The sequence below is a fragment of the Steroidobacter flavus genome, assembly GCF_042651805.1.
GTDB classification, from domain to species: Bacteria; Pseudomonadota; Gammaproteobacteria; order Steroidobacterales; family Steroidobacteraceae; genus Steroidobacter; species Steroidobacter flavus.
Window position 1 is genome coordinate 1,886,308 of sequence record NZ_JBHSDU010000015.1, and the last position, 19,990, is coordinate 1,906,297.

Annotated in this window: 19 protein-coding genes; 5 read left to right on the top strand and 14 right to left on the bottom strand. The window is 62.3% G+C overall.

Features of this window, described 5'->3' with window-relative positions:
- Nucleotides 1-41 precede the first annotated feature (41 nt).
- Together ACFPN2_RS35235 and ACFPN2_RS35240 are read right to left on the bottom strand one after the other, a co-directional pair.
- Entirely contained in the window at nt 42-1,910 is a 1,869-nt protein-coding gene (locus ACFPN2_RS35235; RefSeq protein ID WP_380605501.1) for a CocE/NonD family hydrolase, read from the bottom strand.
- 5 nt (nt 1,911-1,915) lie between these two features.
- On the bottom strand, nt 1,916-2,971 hold the full coding sequence (locus ACFPN2_RS35240) for an alpha/beta hydrolase (RefSeq protein WP_380605503.1): 1,056 nt from the start codon (nt 2,969-2,971) through the stop codon (nt 1,916-1,918).
- 134 nt (nt 2,972-3,105) lie between these two features.
- Between ACFPN2_RS35240 and ACFPN2_RS35245 the strand changes: the two genes are divergently transcribed.
- A complete protein-coding gene (locus ACFPN2_RS35245; RefSeq protein ID WP_380605505.1) occupies nt 3,106-3,870 on the top strand; it encodes an SDR family NAD(P)-dependent oxidoreductase in 765 nt (254 codons plus the stop codon).
- Nucleotides 3,871-3,883: 13 nt separating this feature from the next.
- Here ACFPN2_RS35245 and ACFPN2_RS35250 read toward each other — a convergent pair whose 3' ends face one another.
- The gene (locus ACFPN2_RS35250; protein ID WP_380605507.1) at nt 3,884-4,126 is read right to left on the bottom strand and encodes a hypothetical protein; all 243 of its coding nucleotides are present in this window, start codon (nt 4,124-4,126) and stop codon (nt 3,884-3,886) included.
- 146 nt (nt 4,127-4,272) lie between these two features.
- Between ACFPN2_RS35250 and ACFPN2_RS35255 the strand changes: the two genes are divergently transcribed.
- Nucleotides 4,273-5,637 (top strand): sensor histidine kinase, encoded by a 1,365-nt coding sequence (locus tag ACFPN2_RS35255; protein WP_380605509.1) that lies wholly within the window; start codon nt 4,273-4,275, stop codon nt 5,635-5,637.
- A gap of 2 nt (nt 5,638-5,639) precedes the next feature.
- On the opposite strand, the gene hpaI is transcribed toward ACFPN2_RS35255, so the two are convergent.
- From hpaI to ACFPN2_RS35305, 10 genes are all read right to left on the bottom strand, one after another.
- A complete protein-coding gene (gene hpaI / locus ACFPN2_RS35260; RefSeq protein WP_380605511.1) occupies nt 5,640-6,440 on the bottom strand; it encodes a 4-hydroxy-2-oxoheptanedioate aldolase in 801 nt (266 codons plus the stop codon).
- Between the two features lie 9 nt (nt 6,441-6,449).
- Entirely contained in the window at nt 6,450-7,253 is an 804-nt protein-coding gene (gene hpaH / locus ACFPN2_RS35265; protein ID WP_380605513.1) for a 2-oxo-hept-4-ene-1,7-dioate hydratase, read from the bottom strand.
- A 2-nt stretch (nt 7,254-7,255) separates the two neighbouring features.
- Nucleotides 7,256-7,660, bottom strand: a complete 405-nt coding sequence (locus tag ACFPN2_RS35270) for a 5-carboxymethyl-2-hydroxymuconate Delta-isomerase (RefSeq protein ID WP_380605515.1) — start codon at nt 7,658-7,660, stop codon at nt 7,256-7,258.
- A gap of 2 nt (nt 7,661-7,662) precedes the next feature.
- The gene (locus tag ACFPN2_RS35275; protein ID WP_380605517.1) at nt 7,663-8,484 is read right to left on the bottom strand and encodes a DODA-type extradiol aromatic ring-opening family dioxygenase; all 822 of its coding nucleotides are present in this window, start codon (nt 8,482-8,484) and stop codon (nt 7,663-7,665) included.
- Nucleotides 8,481-8,807, bottom strand: a complete 327-nt coding sequence (locus ACFPN2_RS35280; protein WP_380605519.1) for an aromatic ring-opening dioxygenase subunit LigA — start codon at nt 8,805-8,807, stop codon at nt 8,481-8,483. The genes ACFPN2_RS35275 and ACFPN2_RS35280 overlap by 4 nt, the downstream gene beginning before the upstream one ends.
- Nucleotides 8,804-10,267, bottom strand: coding sequence for a 5-carboxymethyl-2-hydroxymuconate semialdehyde dehydrogenase (gene hpaE / locus ACFPN2_RS35285; RefSeq protein WP_380605521.1), 1,464 nt, complete (start codon nt 10,265-10,267; stop codon nt 8,804-8,806). Before hpaE ends, ACFPN2_RS35280 begins: the two co-directional genes overlap by 4 nt.
- Before the next feature lie 14 nt (nt 10,268-10,281).
- A complete protein-coding gene (locus tag ACFPN2_RS35290) occupies nt 10,282-11,055 on the bottom strand; it encodes a fumarylacetoacetate hydrolase family protein (RefSeq protein WP_380605523.1) in 774 nt (257 codons plus the stop codon).
- A complete protein-coding gene (locus tag ACFPN2_RS35295) occupies nt 11,052-11,723 on the bottom strand; it encodes a fumarylacetoacetate hydrolase family protein (protein WP_380605525.1) in 672 nt (223 codons plus the stop codon). The genes ACFPN2_RS35290 and ACFPN2_RS35295 overlap by 4 nt, the downstream gene beginning before the upstream one ends.
- Nucleotides 11,723-13,264, bottom strand: coding sequence for a S10 family peptidase (locus tag ACFPN2_RS35300; RefSeq protein WP_380605527.1), 1,542 nt, complete (start codon nt 13,262-13,264; stop codon nt 11,723-11,725). The genes ACFPN2_RS35295 and ACFPN2_RS35300 overlap by 1 nt, the downstream gene beginning before the upstream one ends.
- Nucleotides 13,265-13,378: 114 nt before the next feature.
- Nucleotides 13,379-14,221, bottom strand: coding sequence for an IclR family transcriptional regulator (locus ACFPN2_RS35305; RefSeq protein WP_380605529.1), 843 nt, complete (start codon nt 14,219-14,221; stop codon nt 13,379-13,381).
- Between the two features lie 149 nt (nt 14,222-14,370).
- On the opposite strand from ACFPN2_RS35305, the gene ACFPN2_RS35310 reads away from it, so the two are divergent.
- Genes ACFPN2_RS35310 through ACFPN2_RS35320 form a run of 3 tightly spaced genes read left to right on the top strand, consistent with a single transcriptional unit; the run spans nt 14,371 to nt 18,546 of the window.
- Nucleotides 14,371-16,047: a thiamine pyrophosphate-dependent enzyme gene (locus tag ACFPN2_RS35310; protein WP_380605531.1), complete on the top strand. Its 1,677-nt coding sequence runs from the start codon at nt 14,371-14,373 to the stop codon at nt 16,045-16,047.
- A 34-nt stretch (nt 16,048-16,081) separates the two neighbouring features.
- Nucleotides 16,082-17,176 (top strand): histidinol-phosphate transaminase, encoded by a 1,095-nt coding sequence (gene hisC / locus ACFPN2_RS35315; RefSeq protein ID WP_380605533.1) that lies wholly within the window; start codon nt 16,082-16,084, stop codon nt 17,174-17,176.
- 32 nt (nt 17,177-17,208) lie between these two features.
- Nucleotides 17,209-18,546 (top strand): MFS transporter, encoded by a 1,338-nt coding sequence (locus ACFPN2_RS35320; protein ID WP_380605535.1) that lies wholly within the window; start codon nt 17,209-17,211, stop codon nt 18,544-18,546.
- A gap of 19 nt (nt 18,547-18,565) precedes the next feature.
- Here the strand turns inward: ACFPN2_RS35320 and ACFPN2_RS35325 are convergent, their stop codons facing one another.
- On the bottom strand, nt 18,566-19,990 hold the full coding sequence (locus ACFPN2_RS35325; protein ID WP_380605537.1) for an aldehyde dehydrogenase family protein: 1,425 nt from the start codon (nt 19,988-19,990) through the stop codon (nt 18,566-18,568).

Here is a 19,990-nt window from a genome sequence, read left to right on the forward strand (position 1 = left end):
CATCGTTGCTAGTAAGTGCGCATCCGGTACGGGTAACCGCCCTACTTTCGCGCGATCACGGGCAGGACCAGTCGCGACGGGTAGGACGCCGAGTGATGCACGCTATTGCGCGCCGGCACCCCATCCTTCTGCTCGGAGTTGGCGCCGCCACGATTCATGTTTCGCTCCCAGCGCGGGAAGTTGCTGCTGGAAACCTCGAGGCGAACGCGATGGCCCGATAAGAACACATTGCTGGTCGCCCCCATCGGAATGGTCAGCTCATAGACTTCGCCGGGCCGCATCCAGACCTCTCGATCCAGCCCTTCACGGAACCGGGCACGCAACACACTCTCCAGCACGTTGAATGCCCGGCCGTCGGGATAGACGTCAATGAGCTTCGCCGTGAAGTCCGTGTCCACCGCGTCCGACGACACATATAAAACGACCTTCACGTCGCCGGTGACTTCGATCTCTTGCTTCAGTACGTCGGAGCTGAACACCAGCACGTCATCGCGAGCTTCGACCGATCTCTGGTCGAGTGCGCCAGGCACCGCATCCGGCGTCCCGGTGCAACAGATCGCTCCGCCGCGGGATGGCACGGGATTGTTTGGATCGTAGATATAGGTGCTCGCCGGCGCTGCTTGCTTGGACGAGCGACGACTCAACGTGCCATTGCCGGCGAGACCATTCGCTCGGCCGCCGCTGCCCAGATAAAAGTCCTGCGACGAGGTGGCTGGCAGCGGCCAGGCCGACGCGGTCTGCCAACGATTGCGACCCATCGCGTAATAACGAAGGCGCGGCCAGTCCTGGATGCGACGCTTGGCGGCGGCATCGTCTTTCAGCCATGCATCGAACCAGGTCAGATACTGACTGCGGTAGTCGAAGCGCGTATCGCCCAGGTCACGTTCGCCCACGCGCGTGTTCTCGCTCGCCTCGCGCTCGAAAGCACAATGCGTGTGAGGACTCATGATGGCGAACTGATTGTCACGCGCCTGTTGCGATGCCGAGCGTTGACGCAGATGGTTCATCTCGAACAGCGTCATGTCGGCGCCGAAGTCGTACCAGGAATTGACGAACAGCGCCGGCACGTCGGACACGTAGCTCTCCGTCATGTACGGCAGCTTCTGCCAGTAAGGATCGGTGTTGGCGCGGGCGACGGTGTCTTCGAAATCGGTTCCTGTCATACCCTGCGCGGCAAGCGCGTCTTTGCTCGGCAAATGGTGCCAGGCTTCCTTGAGATCGATGGTCGGCGGACGACGCGTGATGTCCCACAGCGCGTCGTTGGCGTTGTATTCATCGTGTGGCAAGTCGGCGGGCAGCTTCGGAAAGACCTTCTCTCCGTACTGAGCAAACCAGCCGACGACCCCGACCCACTCGGGCACGCCGCCCACTCTGGCGCCCCAGTAACGATAGCGACCGCCGAGCGAGCCGACGGCGCTGCCCGCCGCCATTGGAATGAGCGCCTTCAACGCCGGCGGACGCGCGCCGGCCATGAACAATTGAATGTCGCCTTCGTAGGAACATCCGACCGCACCGACGTTGCCGTTGGACCACGGCTGTTTACTCAACCAGTCGACGGTGTCGTAACCATCCTCCGCATCCCCGCCCGAGACGATATAAGTGCCCTCGGAGCGATGACGGCCCCGCTTGTCCTGGACCGCCACGGCATAGCCATTCGATACAAAGAATCGCAGCAGCGAGGTTGGCTGCGTCGACTGCGGCGTGTATCTCACATCCTTGCCATAGGGCGTGCGGATCAGAACGACGGGGACTGGCCCGGCCTTTGCCGGCAAATAAAGATCGGTCGCGAGTCGCGTGCCATCTCGCATGGCCACGAACACATTGCGATCGACCCGAAATGCATCGGTCGATGCCGCATTGACCAGACACGGCATCAGGCCCGCCGCGATCATTCCCAAGAATCTTTTCATTCGTATCACTGCAGTGGCCGGGCCGGCCAGTCACGCATCAACGGAGGATGATTTGGATATAGCTGCTCCGCGCGCCGATAGAACGCAGCCGCCTGTTCGGGCCGTCCCTGCTGATCGAGAAAATTCCCCATCCACGACAGCATCGCGCGCGAGGGACGCAGCTCGTAACCATAGATTCGTTGCAGCCCGGCGTAGTGCGACTCGACACCGGCGAGCCCCTGCGACAGCAGCGCCGCGTCGGACACTTGCAGATCGGCGAACACCATCTGTAGCCCCGCGTAGGTACTCGGCAGGTGACTCGACATGTGATTCTCGTTCGCCAGATAGTCGTAGCGCCAACGCAATCCGGGCGGCTGACTTTGCTCTAAGAGCTTTGCCATACGCGCCGTCGGCTCCATGATCTCGACGGATTCATGTCCGGCCGAGAGATACAGGAAACGCGTCGACTTGCCGACCTTCAACGCCCGCAACTTCCTTGGCGCCTCTTGCAGCAGCGCTTCATCGTCCCACCAGAGCGCCGGACTCAAGGCGAGATAGGCGTTGAAGGTGTCGGGCGCGTTTAAAAATGTGTAGAGCGTGAACAGCCCGCCACGCGAATGCCCCACGATGATGCGAAACGGCTGAGTGCGATACTGCGCGTCCACCCAGGGGATCAGATCCTGCTTCAGGAATTGCAGGAAGCGATCCGCAACGTACGGCGCTTCATCCGCCTTCGGCTTGCGCACCGGCGGCGCCAGCTCTTGGGCACGAGCCACGTTGGGAATAGAGACGACAATCGTCTCGGGAATACGCCCGGAGGATTCGCCGAGCTGACGCACGATTCCCGCGACCGAGAGGTAATAAGCGTCGCCGTCGAGCAGATACAGCACCGGATAGCGCGCCTGCGAAGTGCCATAGCTCGACGGCAGATAGACCTGGACACGCCGCTGTTGCTTGAAAACTTCGGAGCGCACCCAGTACTCGTCGCCCACCTGGACCGGGCTCCCGGCCAGCCCATCGCCGGCGAGCGCCTGCCCCCACCCCATCGCTACCGTCAACAGCAACGCGAATACGCGAACCATCGTCCCCACTCGTGCTCATTGTTGAGCCAGGCGCCGTTATGACCCAAGCATTGCGCCTGGGTCAGTAAACGACATCCTGCGATGGTAACGGCTGATGCGTCACAATGGCGAAAACCAGGAATGCGGAGGATCCCATGGCCAAAGTCTTCATCACCGGCTCGTCGCAAGGCCTCGGCCTGATGACCGGCCAGCTGCTCGCCGACCAAGGGCACTCGGTTGTACTACACGCGCGCAATGAAACGCGTGCGAAGGAAGCCAAGGCGCCGCAAGCGACGCAATGGGTCATTGGCGACGTATCGACGCTCGAAGCGATGCGCAGCGTTGCCGAGCAAGCCAATCGGTTCGGCCCATTCGACGCGGTCATCCACAATGTCGGTATCGGCTATCGCGAGCCAGGCCGCGTCGAGACCGTCGACGGACTTTCGCAGCTTTGGGCAATCAACGTACTCGCTCCGTACGTGCTCACCGCGCTTATCTCGAAGCCGAAACGTTTGGTCTATCTCAGCTCTGGCATGCACCTTGGCGCCACCTCGAGCCTCGACAACATCCAGTGGTCCAAGCGCAGGTGGGATGGCAGTCAAGCCTATGCCGATACCAAACTCCACGACGTGCTTCTGACATTCGCGGTCGCTCGACACTGGCCCGATGTTCTTACCAACGCAGTGTCACCCGGGTGGGTGCAGACGCGCATGGGTGGCCCGGGGGCCAACGATGATCTCGATCAGGGACATCGGACTCAAGCATGGCTCGCGGTAAGCGATGACAAAGATGCGCGTACCACCGGCGGCTTCTTCTATCACAAGCAACCTGGACGCGTGAATCCAGTCGCGCGAGACGTGGCCCTCCAGGATCGGCTCATCGACTACTGTCGCGAGGTGTCCGGGGTGACACTGCCGTGAGCACAGGAAACATTCACTTCGGCTCTGGATCCGGCGGAGCCGTGGTTGTTTGCTCGGTGGATTTGTCATCTGCATAGGGCCGTTGCTTGTCCGGCGTCGTCTCGGGCAGGCGCTCGCGTTGGGATGGGCTGGAGTCCATCGGCTGGCCTGCGCCCGGGCCTTCATTGTTCCGGTTCGGATCGTCGCCTCTCATGTGGCCGTCGCTGCAGGCGGCGAGGCCGATCAGTGCGGCGCAGAGGTAAAAATAGGCACGCATGCGTTTATCCTCGGTTGATGCCCATTCAACCGCGACGCTCTCGGCAAGTTCCGTGCACGTACCGGGATAACAACTTAAGTTATGTTTTCATCTATTTTTGTGCCGAGGGAAACAGATCCGCCCGGGCTCGCGTTCCAGTGCCCACTATGGACGCACAGCCTGTCAAGAATCCTCCCAATGACGAGCTGCTGCGGTTGATATTCGAGAGCGCGACGGATTTCGCGATCTTCACCATGGATCCGAACGGGATCGTGACCAGCTGGAACCGCGGTGCCGAGCGGCTATTGGGCTACGCGGACGAGGAAATCTTCGGGCAGAGCGCCGATGTTATTTTTTTGACCGAGGAGCGCCAGAACGCGCCCGCCGACGAGCGTCGCACGGCGCTGGCCCGAGGCAGAGCCGAAGACGAGCGCTGGCAACAAAGAAAAGACGGCACGCCATTCTGGGCCTCGGGCCTGCTGATGCCACTCACCGACCGCTCGCAGGGATTCGTGAAAATCCTGCGCGATCGCTCCGAGCATCATCGAATCGAACAACAGCTGCGCCAGAACGAGGAATCCTTCCGCCTGCTCGCCACCAATATTCCTCAACTCGTGTTCCGCAGCCGCGGCACCGGCGATCGAACCTGGGGCAGTCCACAGTGGAGTATCTACACAGGACTCACGGTGGCGGACAGTCTGGAGTTTCGGTGGCTCGATGCCATTCATCCCGACGATCGCGAGCGCACTGTCGCGGGCTGGCGTCAGGCCGGCACAAGCGGCGAATACAATGTGCAACACCGGATACGACGCGTGGCGAGCGAGGTCTATCGATGGCACCAGACCCGAGCTCAACCCATCGATCCCGACGATCTCGCCAACAGCGAATGGGTGGGCGCCTCCACCGACATCCATGAGCTGCGAGTGTTACAGGACAAACAAAACGTGCTGCTCGCGGAGCTACACCATCGAACCCGTAATCTGCTCGCGATCGTGCAAGCCATCGCGCGTCAGAGCATCCACTCCGCGCCCACCAAGGAGCAGTTCTATCACGACTTGTCGGGTCGACTGCGTAGCTTGGGAGTCGCGCAGCGCCTGCTCTCCGGTGCTGAGCATACGGGCACCGACCTGCGCGAGCTCATCGAACTCGAGCTCTCCGCGCACGGACAGATCACAGACGGGCCCAGCAACAAGATCACACTGCACGGACCGGCGGCCGAGCTCACTCCGGAAACCGTGCAAACACTCGCACTGGCTTTGCACGAGCTCACGACCAACGCGCTCAAGCACGGTGCACTCGCGCAAGCACCGGCGCATCTCTCCATCAGCTGGCAACTGGTGAATGATGAGCACATCCTGCTGCTCTGGCGGGAGTCGAATGTCGTCATGCCTCCGAGTCCGACCCGGCGAGGCTATGGACGGCAATTGATCGAAGAAGCGCTGGCCTACCAACTCGGCGCGCAAACGCGGCTCGACTTCACCGACGATGGCGTCCTCTGCGAGCTCATCATCCCGGCGACCGGCCGGGATTGAGCTCAATAAACTCCCGAGCCACCCACCGACGTGTCGCGTCGATCGAACGCATGGGCCAGCGCGGTCGCGGCTCGAACCAGCAACGTCGTATCGACACCGACCGCAACGAAGGTGGCGCCGGCACTCAGATAGCCGCGCGCCAACTTCTCATCCGCACTGAGCACACCCGCCGCTTTGCCCAGCGCGGTGACTTTCGCAATGCCCGTGGCGATGGCCTGTTGAACGGTGGCATCGCCGGGCCGACCGATCAGTCCCATCGATGCTGACAGATCCGCGGGACCGAAGAACACGCCATCCACCCCTTCGACGCTCGCGATGGCCTCGATGTTCTCCAGTGCAGCGACCGATTCGATCTGCACGAGCACGCACATCTGCTCATCGGCCTCATGCAGATAATTTTCGATTTGATTCCAGCGGGACGCCCGCGCCAACGCGGCCCCTACGCCACGAATGCCACGCGTGGGATAGCGAGTGGCGGCAACCATCAGCTGCGCCTGCTCCGCTGTCTCCACCATCGGAATGAGCAGCGTCTGCGCGCCCACGTCGAGATATTGTTTGATCAGCGACACCTCGCCCCGCACGGGCCGCACCACCGCCTGGGACTTGTAAGGCGCAATCGCTTGCAACTGACTCAACACACTGCGCGGATCGTTCGGCGCATGCTCGGCGTCGATCAACAACCAATCGAAGCCAACGCCCGCCAACAACTCAGCAACGCCGGCATCCGCGAGCCCGACCCACAGCCCGATCTGCGGGGTGCCCGCTCGCAGCGCCTGTTTGAAACGATTGACGGGAATGCGCATGGCTCGAACTCACACAAACCGAAAAGAAATACTGCCGAGCGGCCCGTAGTCCGCGTGCAGAACGTCGCCGCGTACGGCGGTGGTAGGCCGCGTAAACGAACCTGCGAGGACGATATCGCCGGCATCCAATTGCTCGTCGTAAGGCGCAATCTTGTTCGCGAGCCAGGCAACACCGGTCGCAGGATGATTCAGCACGCCGGCCGCCAGCCCGGTTTCTTCGATCACCGAGTTCTTGTGAAGCAATGCGCCGACCCAGCGTAAGTCGCAGGCATCCGGGCGCACCGGCCGGCCGCCGAGCACCACGCCGGCATTGGCTGCAAAGTCGGCGATGGTATCGAACACCTTGCGCGGCGCCTTGGTGTCGCGGTCGAACTGTTCGATGCGAGCATCGATGATCTCGAGCGCGGGCGTGACGTACTCCGTCGCCTGCAACACATCGAACAACGTCACATTCGGCCCCTTGAGCGGCTTGCCGAGCACGAAGGCCAGCTCGACCTCGACGCGCGGCGCGATGAAGCGATCGAAAGGAATATCGCTGCCGGTCTGAAACATCATGTCGTCCATCAACGGCGCATAGTCCGGCTCCGTGATCTGCGACGCCTGCTGCATAGCTCGCGACGTGAGGCCGATCTTGCGACCGACGCTGCGGCGGCCGTCAGCCCGCTCCAACGCAACCCACGCACGTTGAATCGAGTAACCGTCCTCGATGGTCATCTGCGGATGCTGCTTCGAAAAATGCCGGAGCTGCACCCGATTCTTGCGGGCGTCGTAGAGCTGGCGCGCCAGACTCTGGATGGTTTCTTGGGACAGCATGCTCAAACCTGCTTGAAACGGCCGTGCAGATTGTTGTGCTTCAACGTTCCCGCCTCGCTGAACTCGTTCAACTCCAGCGACAGCGCCAGTCCTTGTCGCTCGAACTGTTTCGCGAAGTGCGCCTTCATGATGTCGAACAGGCCCGTGCAAGTCGCGGTCTTGGCCGCGTCGCTGCGACCGGCGCCGATCTTCAAAATTGCGTGCACGAAGCCCGCATCCGTAGCGCTGCCGTCAGCGATGCAGAAATCCTCGCAAGGAACGGCGCGAACGCGGATTCCGCCCGGAGGAAACACCGCTTTCTCATCCACCCGCAGAGTCACCATGAAGCGCGCCAGCTTCTCGCACAGATCCTTGAAAGCACCGTCGGCGCGCAGGTTCGCGCTGTATTCGAGCGTCATGTGTGACATTGCTAATCCTCGACAGTCATCGTGGCGATGGTGCATCCCACGGAGAAGATGGGAATCGGCGCATAGTGCTGCAACTCACCGCGCCCACGAGCCGCTGCCGCGACGCTGATGAACGTTCGGATCTCGAAGCCGCCTTGACCGGCATCGCGATAGATCTGCACGTCGTCATAAGCAAGCAGCGCTTGCTTGTCGTTGCGCACCCAGCGGTCCAGGAAATCGCGGTCCCACGCTTCGTTGATGCGGCCCGAGTCCGGCGTCGCCGGCCAATGAGAGATCCCGCCGGTGCCGATGATGGCGATGCGCTCGGGTACGCTGTCGGCCGCGCGACGTAACGCTTCCCCGAAAGCCCACGCACGATGCAACGGAGTCAGCGGCGGTCCCTGGCAATTGATGTTGGCCGGAATCACCGGCAGCTTGAACCCCGGTGTAAGAAAGTGGAGTGGCACCATGATGCCGTGATCGAACTTCCACTCCTCCGAGTACGCCACGTCCACCGTCTGCATCACTTCGCGAATCAGTCGCTGTGACAACGCCGCAGCGCCCGGCACGCGAGTCCGAGGAATGCCGAGCCATTGCGGATCTTCGATGGGACCGTCGTAACCATCGGCCATGCCGATCGCGAACGCCGGCATGTTATTCATGAAGAAGTTGGCGAAATGCTCGGCGCCAACGATGAGCACTGCATCCGGACGCGCGGCGGCCAACTGCTCGCCCAGCGCATGAAATCGCGCGTGGAACTCGTCCTTCAGCGCTTGATCGGCCATCGACGCACGGCCGGTAATCCCCGGCGCATGACTGCAAACACCGGCGAACACCAGACTCATACGCCCGCCACCTTCTCATCCATTCGCGTCGTCATCGCGTAGACGCCGGCACGCACCGGCCCATGCTTGGCGATTCCCGTTCGCATGGCGGCGATGTAATCGGCCCAGGGCATTCCCAGATACGCCGCGAAGTGCATCAGCAGCTGACCGTTGGCGCCGAGCACGTAAATCAGCCCGATGTCGTGCGACTCGATCGCATGGCGCTCTTCAACAGTGAGCGAGTAACGGTCCAGCAGGGCCTGGGGCGACTCGCGAAACGCCTGCTGCACGCTCGGCTCGCGATTGATCTCGAACAGGAACTTCTGCAGGCCGTAGAGGCTCATGCGTGCACACCCCAATGCGGGATGTGATGCGAGCCCATGCTGACGCACACGTTCTTCGGCTCGAGGAACGCTTCGTAACTCCAGGTGCCGCCTTCGCGACCGATGCCGGATGCCTTGGTGCCACCGAACGGCTGCCGCAGATCGCGGACGTTCTGACTGTTCACGAAGCACATGCCGGCCTCAATCGCCGCGGCCACGCGATGAGCGCGCCCGATGTTCTCGCTCCACACGTAGCTGCTGAGCCCGTACTGAACGTCGTTGGCCTTGGCGATCGCATCCTGCTCGTCGGTGAACTCGATGAGGCACGCGACCGGGCCGAAGATCTCGTCCTGCGCGATTCGCATCTTGTTGTTGACGTTCGCGAACACAGTCGGCGCGACGAAGTTTCCTTTGCTCAGTGCGCCCGCCAGCTTTGGGGCGTCCAAGCCGCCACACAGCAGAGTGGCGCCTTCTTTCGAGCCGAGATCGATGTAGCTGCGCACCTTCGACAGATGCGCCTGGCTGATCATCGGGCCGATGATGGTCTGCTCGTCGAGCGGATCGCCGACGCGAATGTTCTTCGCTCGCTCCGCAAACTGACGCACGAACTCGGAGTAAATGGACTTCTGCACCAGAATGCGCGAGCCAGCGGTACAACGCTCGCCGTTGTTGGAGAAGATCATGAAAATCGCCGCATCCAGCGCCCGCGCCAGATCGGCGTCTTCGAACACGACGAACGGGCTCTTGCCGCCGAGCTCCATGGAGAATTTCTTCAGGCCCGCGGCGCGCACGATGCGATTGCCCGTCGCGGTCGAGCCCGTAAACGAAATGCCACGCACATCAGGATGAACGCACAGCGGCTCGCCGACTTCGGTGCCGTAGCCGTGCACGATATTCAACACGCCCGGCGGGATGCCGGCCTCGAGCGCCAATTCACCGAGACGCGCAGCGGTCAGCGGCGAGAGTTCGCTCATCTTCAGCACCGCGGTGTTGCCGAACGCCAGTGCCGGCGCGACCTTCCACGTCGCCGTCATGAACGGCACATTCCAAGGTGAGATCAGCGCACACACGCCGACCGGATGAAACAACGTGTAGTTCAGATGCGTCGGCGTCGGATACGTGTGGCCGTCGACACGGACGCACATCTCCGCGAAGTAATAAAAGTTGTCCGCCGCTCTCGGCACCAGCTGCTTGCCGGTCTGCGCGATCGGTTGGCCGGTGTCACGCGTTTCGGTCTTGGAGATCTCGGGCACATTCTTGGCGATGAGATCGCCCAGCTTACGAATCAGCCCCGCCCGCTCCACTGCCGGACGAGACGCCCACTTTGGAAACGCCGCCTTGGCTGCTTGCACGGCCGCAGCCACTTCCTCGGCTCCGCCACGCGCCACTTCCGCCAATGTTTCCTGAGTCGCGGGATTGACGGTCTCGAAATAGTCGCGGCCGCTCACGGAACGGCCGTCGATGAGATGATCGATACGCATGGATTGTCTTTGGTTCAGCGATTGAAAGCCGAGTCGGGCACCAGTGTGTTCACGAGTCGGCCGAGGCCGTCGATCTCGCACACCACTTCGTCGCCCGCGGTGACGTTGACCACTCCCTCGGGAGTGCCGGTCAGGATCACGTCGCCGGCGCGCAGCGTCATGAAGCAGCTGAGGTACTCGATCAGGAATGGAATATCGAAGATCAGGTCGCGCGTGGTGCCCTGCTGGGTGAGCTTGCCGTTGACGTACGTGCGCAAGGCAAGGTTGCCGGGATTGGGAACATCCGCCGCTTCGACCAGCCAGGGGCCGAGCACAGTGCCGCCATCGCGATTCTTCACGCGGAGGTTGGGCCGATACCAGTTCTCGAGGTAGTCGCGAATCGCATAGTCGTTGGCGATGCAATAGCCCGCAACGTGTTGCATGGCCTGTGCGCGACTCACCTTGGTCGCCGTCTGTCCGATGACCACGGCGAGCTCACATTCGTAATGCATGAATGCGACGTCGTCGGGCCGGCGTGTTTCGCCCCGGTGGCCGATCAAACCGCCCGGGCCTTTCAGAAACACCAGCGGCTCTTCTTGAGCATTGAACGCCAGTTCCTTGGCGTGATTGGCGTAGTTCAGACCGAGCGCGATGATGGTGCCGACATCGAACGGCGGCAGCCACACGACTTCGTCTTCGTTGAGCACGCGCCCATCCGCCAATCGCACACCGGCTGCGCCGACGCCCAGAGAAGTCACGGGCGTCGCGTGATGAATCGCTCCGGCATACGCCACTCTCGCGAACATCATGTGCGCCTCACGAAGCTGCAGCTCAATGTTTCCAAGCCAGCAGCCTCGATGCGCACACTCTGCCCTGCCCGCACTCGAGGTGCGCCAGCGGCAACGCCGGTCGCCAACACGTCGCCCGGCGCCAAGGTCATGAACTCGGTCACGTCGACGAGCAGTTGTTCGACACTGCGAACGACATCGCTCGTATCCGCGCTCTGCTGAAGCGCGCCATCGACGAAGGTGCGAATCGTGAGCGCGTTCGGATTATCGATGGCAGCGCGCGGCGTGGCCGCCGGCGCCAGCGGACAAAAGCCGTCGCGTGCTTTCAAACGAATGGACGGTCGATAGAACGTGTCGTGAGGAACGCTGATGTCGGCGACGAGCAGATAGCCGCCGACATGATCCAAGGCGTTCTCGAGCGAAACGTGAGAGGCCGGACGGCCAATCACCAGCCCGAGGCAGGCACCGACTTCCAATTCCGGCGAGTCTTCCGGCACGAGCACTTCGCTGCCTGACTCCGCGAGCGTGTTGCGGGGCTTGATGTAGAGCACCGGCGCTTTCGGTGGCGCCTTGTAAGGCGCCGCGCTCGCCCGCTCGCCCAGCGCTGCAACCGCTGAGCGATGGTTCATCAGCGTGCCATACACGACCCCGCTCAAACGGAACGGCGGAAACCCGCAACGCACGTTCATCACAGCGCCTCGTCGTAGAACCGGCTCAGATCCTGCTTCATGCGAGCCAGCGCCTTTTGATCGGCGTACGTCATGTGGCCCGACTCGTAATACGAATACTGGACGTTCTTTTGCAGATCCGGCGTCAACAGCATGTGCGACAGATCGAACTCGGCGCCGAAGAACGGCGTCGCGAGATCGTAGATGCCGTTCATCGAGAACACCTTCAGCTGCGGATTGCTACGGATGGCGGCTCCGAGATCCAGCGCGACATTCGCCGTGTGCAGAGGCGAGTCGAAGCCCGGCGCTTTGTGGCGCCAGTTCCAATTGGGCTCGATGACCATGTTATAGAGCGGTCGATAAGTCAGGTCGGTGACGTAACCCAGATCGCCGGTCAAATGATCCCGCCAGCTCGACAGATAGGCGCTGGTCACGCCCGCGGTCGCCGGATCGTTGGTTGCCGGGTCGAACGCACCGCTGGTCTCAACGTAAGCGGCCGGCGCGATGAAGCGCGAATCGAAACGCCCCGTGATCTGTGCACGATCACGCAGCAGCTCGCCACGGAATGCTTCCATGCCAACGCGCAGACGCGTGCGCTTCAAATATTCCGTCGACAAGCCGACGTAGCGGCTCATTTGCTGAGCGATGGAATCTTCTTCGGCCGAGGAGAGCCGGTCGCCACGAGCCAGCGCCGTCGCATAGGGCCCTTGCGCGAAGTCACGCACCTCGCGCAGGAACGCCATCAAGTCAGCCGGCTTTTGATCCAGCTTGCCGTGAAACAGCGCCGTCGCGGCGAAGCTCGGCACATTGTTGATGTAGTCCTGATCGATGCCCGGCATCGACACCGCGAAGTTCAGGATCGACGACAGCAGCACCACGCCATTGAACTGCATGCCCTGATTCTGGAGCTTGTAGACCAGCGCCGAGGCGCGCGTCGTTCCATACGACTCACCGAACAGAAACTTCGGCGAGCCCCAGCGCTGATTCACACTGATATATCGAGTGATGGCGCGGGCGAAGGAATCGACATCGGCATCGACGCCCCAGAAGTCCGGGCCCTTCGCGGTGCCCAGCGGTCGCGAGTAACCGGTGCCGATCGCATCCAGAAACACCAGATCGGTCTTGTCGAGGATGCTGTTGGGGCTCGGAATAAATGTATAGGGCGCGGGACCGGTGGCTCGCGGCGCGTCCGTGACCGCATACATCGGACCGAGACCGCCAACGTTCAGCCACAAGCTGGCCGAGCCTGGGCCACCATTAAATAAGAAGGTGATCGGACGTTTGGCGGCGCCCTTCTCCTGCTTCACCACATACGCGACGTAGAACATGCTGCCGGTGGGCTTACCGTCGTCATCGCGAATCGTCAGGGTTCCGGCCGTCGCGTCATAGGGATAGGCGCGACCCGCAATCGTTACTTTGTGCGACGTCGTGGTCCGCACCTCGGCCACGGGCGCGCGAACGGTATCGTCGCTGGCCGGCCCCTTATCCTCCGCATGCGCTGGAGTGACTGCCGCGCCGATCAGAAGCACCGAGAGAAGGCCGAGTTTCTTGAGTCGTTGCATGTTCCGGAAGCCTTGGAGAGCCGCATATCGGTATACGATACGCGGGTATCCTATTTCGGAACAAAAACGGACGCAACCGCCGTCGAAGGCGGTTTTGGCGCGGCTGCGCGCGGGTCAGCGCAGCGGCTTGGCGATACCGTTGTAGGCGGTTGAGTTGAAATTGGCCGAGATCGCGCTGGCGCAGGCCTGCACATAGGCGATCTGCATAGGCGACGGCGGATCCAGAATGAACTGCACCGAGCCGACGATCGAAACGATGCCCAGCAATTGATCCTCCGCCCCCAGCACCGGCGCGGCCACCGATGCGATACCGAGCGTGAGCTCCTCGCTGCCGTAGTCGTACAGGCGCGTGCGGATCGTCTCCAAGCGCTCGCGCAACGCTTTGACATCGGTCAACGTGTGCTTGGTGTAGGCCCTGATCGGCTGACCGAGCACCTGCTCCTGTTGTTTGCGATGAGCGTAGGCCAGCACGATGCGACCGATCGTGGAAACCGCCGGCGGCACCACCGTGCCCGAAACCCCGGAAATCTTCGGCAAGCCGGCCGCGACATAATCCAGGTTGGCGATGAACAGCGCCTCGACGCCGATGGGGATGGCCAGCATCACCGACTGATGCACCTCATCGCGCAATCGAGCCATGTACGGCTCGGCGACGGCCTTCAAATCGAAGCGCTCGAAGGTCAGCTGACCCATCTGGTACAGCTTCCAGCCGAGCCGATATTTCTCCGAGCCGGGGACCTGCTCGACCACGCCCAGGTAGCGCATGGTCGCGAGGTGCCGATGCACCTTGGCCTTGGGCTCCTCGAGCTGATTGGCGAGCTCGGTCACGCGCATCGGGCCTGCGGAGCGGGCCAAAGCATCGAGCAACCGCCAGGCCACGACCACCGATTGCACCATCGAGCCGTCTTTAATGTCCTTGCCGGTGTCCTCGTCGCCCGTCGGTTCCAATCCCTGCACGCAGCTTCCCCTTCAATGAATTGGCCGCGACTGTACAGATTCTTGTCTCGCAGGCAAACGTCAGACCCCAGCCCCGCCCCGGTTTGTCTTGAATAGCGATACGATAGTTACTAATATCGGAACACTCGATACAGCAGGACGACTTCCGGATGACTATGGTGACTGGCGGCCAGGCGCTCGTGAGGCAGTTGCTTCGCCACGGCGTGCGACATGTCTTTGGCGTTCCCGGCGTGCAGCTCGACTGGGCGGTGGATGTATTCAATGACGTCCGCGACCAGATCGAACTGATCGTGCCTCGCCATGAGCAGGCTACTTCTTATATGGCGGATGGCTACGGCCGCACCACCGGTTCGGTCGGTGTATGCATGGTGGTGCCGGGCCCGGGTGTGCTCAATGCCATGTCCGGCCTCGCCACCGGTTATGCGTGCTCGGCGCCGATGATGTGTATTGCCGGCCAGATCGCTTCGCCCGGCATCGGCAACGGTTTCGGCATGCTCCATGAAGTGAACGATCAGTCGGGCATGCTCGCGAATGTCACTAAATGGTCTGGGCTTGCCCGCACTCCGCAGGATGTGGCGCGAATGACGCGCGATGCCTTGCATGCTGCCGAGTCCACCCGGACACGACCGACTGCGGTCGAAGTGCCGCCCGATGTGTTGCAAGCGAAAGCCGAGGTCGAGCTTCACGAACTGATCGAGAAGCGCACGCCTCCGGCGCCAGAGGCAGCGGCTGTCGAACGAGCTGCCGCTCTATTGAATAGTGCTCGCTTTCCTGTGATCTACGCCGGCGGCGGCATCGTTGCGGCCAACGCGTCCCAAGCATTGACGCGCCTTGCCGAAAAGATCGGTGCCCCCGTCGTCATGAGTGAGAACGGACTGGGCGCCATCTCCGCTCGACACGAGCTCGCGCTGCCGAATCTCGCTGGCCGCGCATTGTTGCCGCACGCCGATGTGATCCTGGTCGCAGGCAGCAGATTCGTGACTCCGCGTGCTCTGCTCTCTTTCAACGCTCCGCACGCGAAGTTCATTTATCTGAATATCGAAGCCGCGGATGCGCTGGCCCCGCGCCAGCCAGGCGTGGATTTGATCGGCGATGCGGCCATTGGCTTGTCGCAGCTCGAAGCGGCGGTCACCAAACAAGATCGACTGCGTGATGCAACCTCGGCAGCGGCCAAGGCACGCGCCTGGTGCACACAGCAGTTGGCGCTGCTGAAACCGCAGATGTCCTGGATCGAAGCCCTGCGCCGCGCGATTCCCGAGGACGGCATTCTTATTAATGAGCTGACGCAAGTCGGTTACGTCGCCCCGCTCGCTTATCCTGTGTACGGACCGCGCACGTTCATCACGCCCGGTTATCAAGGCACGCTCGGCTATGGCATGCCCACCGGTCTCGGCGCGGCGATCGGCAACCCCGACAAAGTGACGGTGGCGATCAGCGGCGACGGCGGTTTCGGCTGGAATCTGCAGGAACTGGCGACCGCGGCGAAGTATTCGATTCCGCTGATCATGGTGGTGTTCGTCGACGGCGCGTTCGGCAACGTGCGCCGCATTCAGCAGGAAGTGTTCAATCGACAGATCGGCACCGAGCTGCACAACCCGGACTTCCACAAGCTCGCCGACGCCTTCGGCGTCACCTCGACCCGCGCGAATTCACCGGCCGAGCTCGAAGCAAAGATTCGCGAAGCCGGACGCGCGCAGCGTCGCGGCCCGCTGCTCATCGAAGTGCCGGTCGGCGAAATGCCCAGCCCGTGGCACTTGATCAATCCTTATTCCAAACAGCCCGCGGACACACCGCCCAACCCGCTCGGCGAGCCTGCTCGGCCCTGATGCGACGTTAGTAACAAATAAGCAGAGACCTCCTGTGACCCTAGCATCCTCCGTACTCGCGCACGTCTCGGGCATCGATCTGTACGTCCCGGGCCGTCCGATCGAATCGGTGGCGCGCGAACACGGCATCGAGCCGTCGGCCATCGTCAAGCTCGCCTCCAACGAAAATCCTTTCGGCATGTCGCCGGCCGCGCGCCAGGCCATCGCGTCGTTGGAAGGGAATCCGAGCCGTTATCCCGATTCCGACAGCGTGGCGTTACGCGACGCACTTGCCGGTCATCTCAAGCAGGATCCGCAGCGGATTCTGATCGCGGCGGGCTCTAGCGAATTAATCCTGCTCGCGGCTCGCGCGTTCCTCGAGCCCGGTCGTGCGGCGGTGATGTCGCAGTACTCCTTTATTTCTTATGGCCTGGCTGTGCGCTCGGTCGGTGCCGAAGCGATCGCGGTACCGGCACTGGATTGGGGTCACGATCTGAAGCGCATGCTGGCGGCCATCGACGAGCGCGTGCGTCTCGTGTTCATCGCGTCGCCCAACAATCCCACCGGCACCATGCTGTCGAAGGAAGACATCGAGCGTTTCATCGCCGCCGTGCCGTCCAACGTGCTGGTTGTCCTCGACGAAGCCTATCGCGAGTTCACGCCCGCCGAGCACCGGCCGGACGTCGACAAACTCCTGCAACGACATGACAACCTGCTGGTCCTGCGCACGTTCTCAAAGGTGTATGGCCTCGCCGGGCTGCGTGTCGGCTACGGTCTCGGACATCCGGATCTGATCGGCTATCTGAAGCGCTTGCAGTTGCCCTTCAGCGTGACCGTCAATGCTCAGCATGCGGCCGTTGCTGCCCTGGGCGATCAAGCTTTCGTCGAGCAATGCTCCAGCGCCAACAAAACCGAGCGCAGCCGTCTCTGCGCTGAGCTGGAAGCGCGCGGCATTCGCTACATTCCCTCCTTCGGCAACTTCGTCCTGCTTCACGTGGGCGATGGGCCGAAAGTGTTTCGTTCGCTGGTGGAACGGGGCATCGTGGTGCGCCCGGTGGCCAACTACGGGCTGAAAGAATGGATCCGCGTCAGCGTCGGCCTGACGCACGAGAACGACGCATTCCTGCGAGAACTACGAGCCGTGTTGTAACACGCCGGCTCCATGAGAAGATCGAGGTGACGATGAGCTCCATTCCCGCCCCCAGCCCCGCCACCACCAACACGCCCGAGCGCGGATCCTGGTATCCGTGGTACGTGACGGCGGTCTTGATGGTCGCCTACACGTTCTCGTTCCTGGATCGGAAGATCGTCGACCTGATGATCGGTCCGATCCGCCGCGACTTAGGCATCAGCGATCATGAGTTCGGCCTGCTGGTCGGCGCGGCTTTCGGTTTGTTCTACACCTTGATGGGCCTGCCGCTGGGATGGCTGGCCGACCGTTACCCCCGCAAGCGAATCATCGCCATCGGCATCGCGGCCTGGAGCGTGATGACGGCGGCCGGCGGCCTCGCCAAGAACTTCTGGCAATTGTTTCTGGCGCGCATGGGCGTGGGTGTGGGTGAAGCCACGCTGTCGCCGTCGACGTATTCGATGCTCGCGGATTCGTTCGACAAAGAACGTTTGCCGCGTGCAATGAGCTTGTACACGACGGGATTGTTCATCGGTGCCGGCCTCGCGCTGATCGTCGGCGGCCAGGTGATCAGCCACGTAGAAAACATGCCGCCGGTGACCTTGCCGCTGGTCGGTCAGGTGTTTTCGTGGCAGCTGGTGTTCATCATCGTCGGCATGCCCGGGCTGCTGGTCGCGCTGTGGGTGCTGACGCTCACCGAGCCGACGCGCAAGGGCAAGACCGAGAAGGTCCCGTTCATCGAGTTGTTTCGTTTCATGGGCCAGCATCGGCTCATGTTCATCGCGTTCTTCATCGGCGCCGGCTGCTACTCGGTGCTCGGCTACGCCGATTCCTGGTACCCCGAGCTGTTCATTCGCACCTGGGGCTGGGACCCGGCGCAGGCCGGTCGCATCAACGGTCTCTCGTCGTTGATCGCAGGCCCGCTCGGGCTACTGTTCGCCGGTTGGTATGCGGGCCACATGATGAAACAAGGACGCAGCGATGCATGCCTGCGGTTGACTGCTTACGGTGCGGTCGGCATCGCGGTGCCGGCGATGCTCATGCCGTTGATGCCGAATCAGTGGGCGATGGCCGCGATGTTGTTTCCTTTCAAGTTCTTCGTGGGCTTCCCGCCGGTGCTGATTCCGTCGGCCATTCAGATGATCGCCCCGAATCGCTTGCGCGGTCAGCTCGGTGCGCTGTTCCTGTTCGGTGTGGGCATCATCGGCGTGACGGGCGGCCCGATCCTGCCGCCGCTGTTCACCGATTTCGTGTTCAAGAACGACGCGGCGCTGCCCTACTCGCTCGCGCTGTCGGCGGCGATCGTGGCGCCGCTCGCGTTCGGATTGTTGTGGCTGGGACTGGGTCAGTTCCGCACGGCGTTGAAAGAAGCCGAGCAGTGGTACAAGTGAGCGGCGGGTGCGCGGGCGATTATTCGCCCGCGCCGAGCACGGCCTTCACGTTGAAGAATTCTTCGAGGCCGTACTTACCGTTCTCGCGGCCGTAACCGGAACGTTTCACGCCACCGAACGGCGCTGCCAGATCGAGCGAGGCGCCGTTTACGACGACTTGGCCTGTGCTCAAGCGACGAGCCACCGACACGGCGCGCGGCACGCTGGCCGACCATACGCCGCCCGACAAGCCATAGTCGCTGTCGTTCGCCATGCGAATCGCTTCGTCTTCGTCCGCATAGCCGACGATGGCCAGCACCGGTCCGAATATTTCTTCGCGGGCCAGCGCCATGTCGTTGCGAGCGCCGCTGAAGATGGTCGGTAAAACGTAGGCGCCGGCATCGAACCCCTTGGGCTGCTCCGGTCCACCGACCAGCAGTCGTGCGCCTTCACTGATACCGAGCTCGATACACTTTCTCACATGCGCCTGCTGGGCTCGGCTCGCGAGCGGTCCCAGCCTGGTGGCGACGTCGGCCGGATCGCCTAGCGTCCAATTCTTCGCCGCCGCGACCGCCAGAGACTCGACCTCCGCCAGCCGGCTCTCCGGCACAAACAAACGCGACAGCGCCGCGCAGACCTGCCCGGAATTCACAAAGCACTGTTGAACGGCGCCAGGAACGGCGCGGGCGAGATCGGCATCGTCGAGCAAGATATTCGCCGACTTGCCACCGAGTTCCAGCGCGACTTTCTTCAATCCCTCGGCCGCGACGGTCGCCACTCTTCGACCGCCCCGCGTCGAGCCGGTGAACGTCACCATGTCGACGCCAGGATGTGACACCAGCGCCTCGCCTGTCTCGCGGCCGCCAGTAACAAGATTGAACACACCCGCCGGGAAGCCCGCATCGTCGATGATACCGGCGAGCTGGATCGCATCCAGCGGAGTCACTTCGCTGGCCTTCAACACGACGACACATCCCGCCGCCAGGGCCGGTGCAATCTTCGCGATGATCTGATGCAAGGGGAAATTCCACGGCGTGATTGCGGCCACGACGCCAACGGCCTCGCGCACGATCAACGTTCCACCGATGCGCTCATCGGCAATCGAGCTCATCGCGGCAATGGTGCTTTGAATGCCCCGCAACGCCAGGCCAATCTGTGCCGCTCGCGAGAACGACACCGGTGCACCCATCTCCGACGTGATCGTCGTGGCGAGCCCTTCAGCTCGCTCCTGGATGCCGGCCTGCAAGCGCTGTAGCAGTCGCAAGCGTTCGCTCGCTTCCAATCGCGACCACTTCGGGAATGCCGCGCGTGCCGCGGTCACAGCGCGATCCACATCGGCCGCACAGCCCGCCGTCACTTCCGCGATCACGCGATCATTGGCGGGATTGACGACAGAGATGCGCTCGCGGGTACCGGAGCGATGCCATGCACCGCCGGCGTATATAGATTCTGTTAGTTCTGCCAT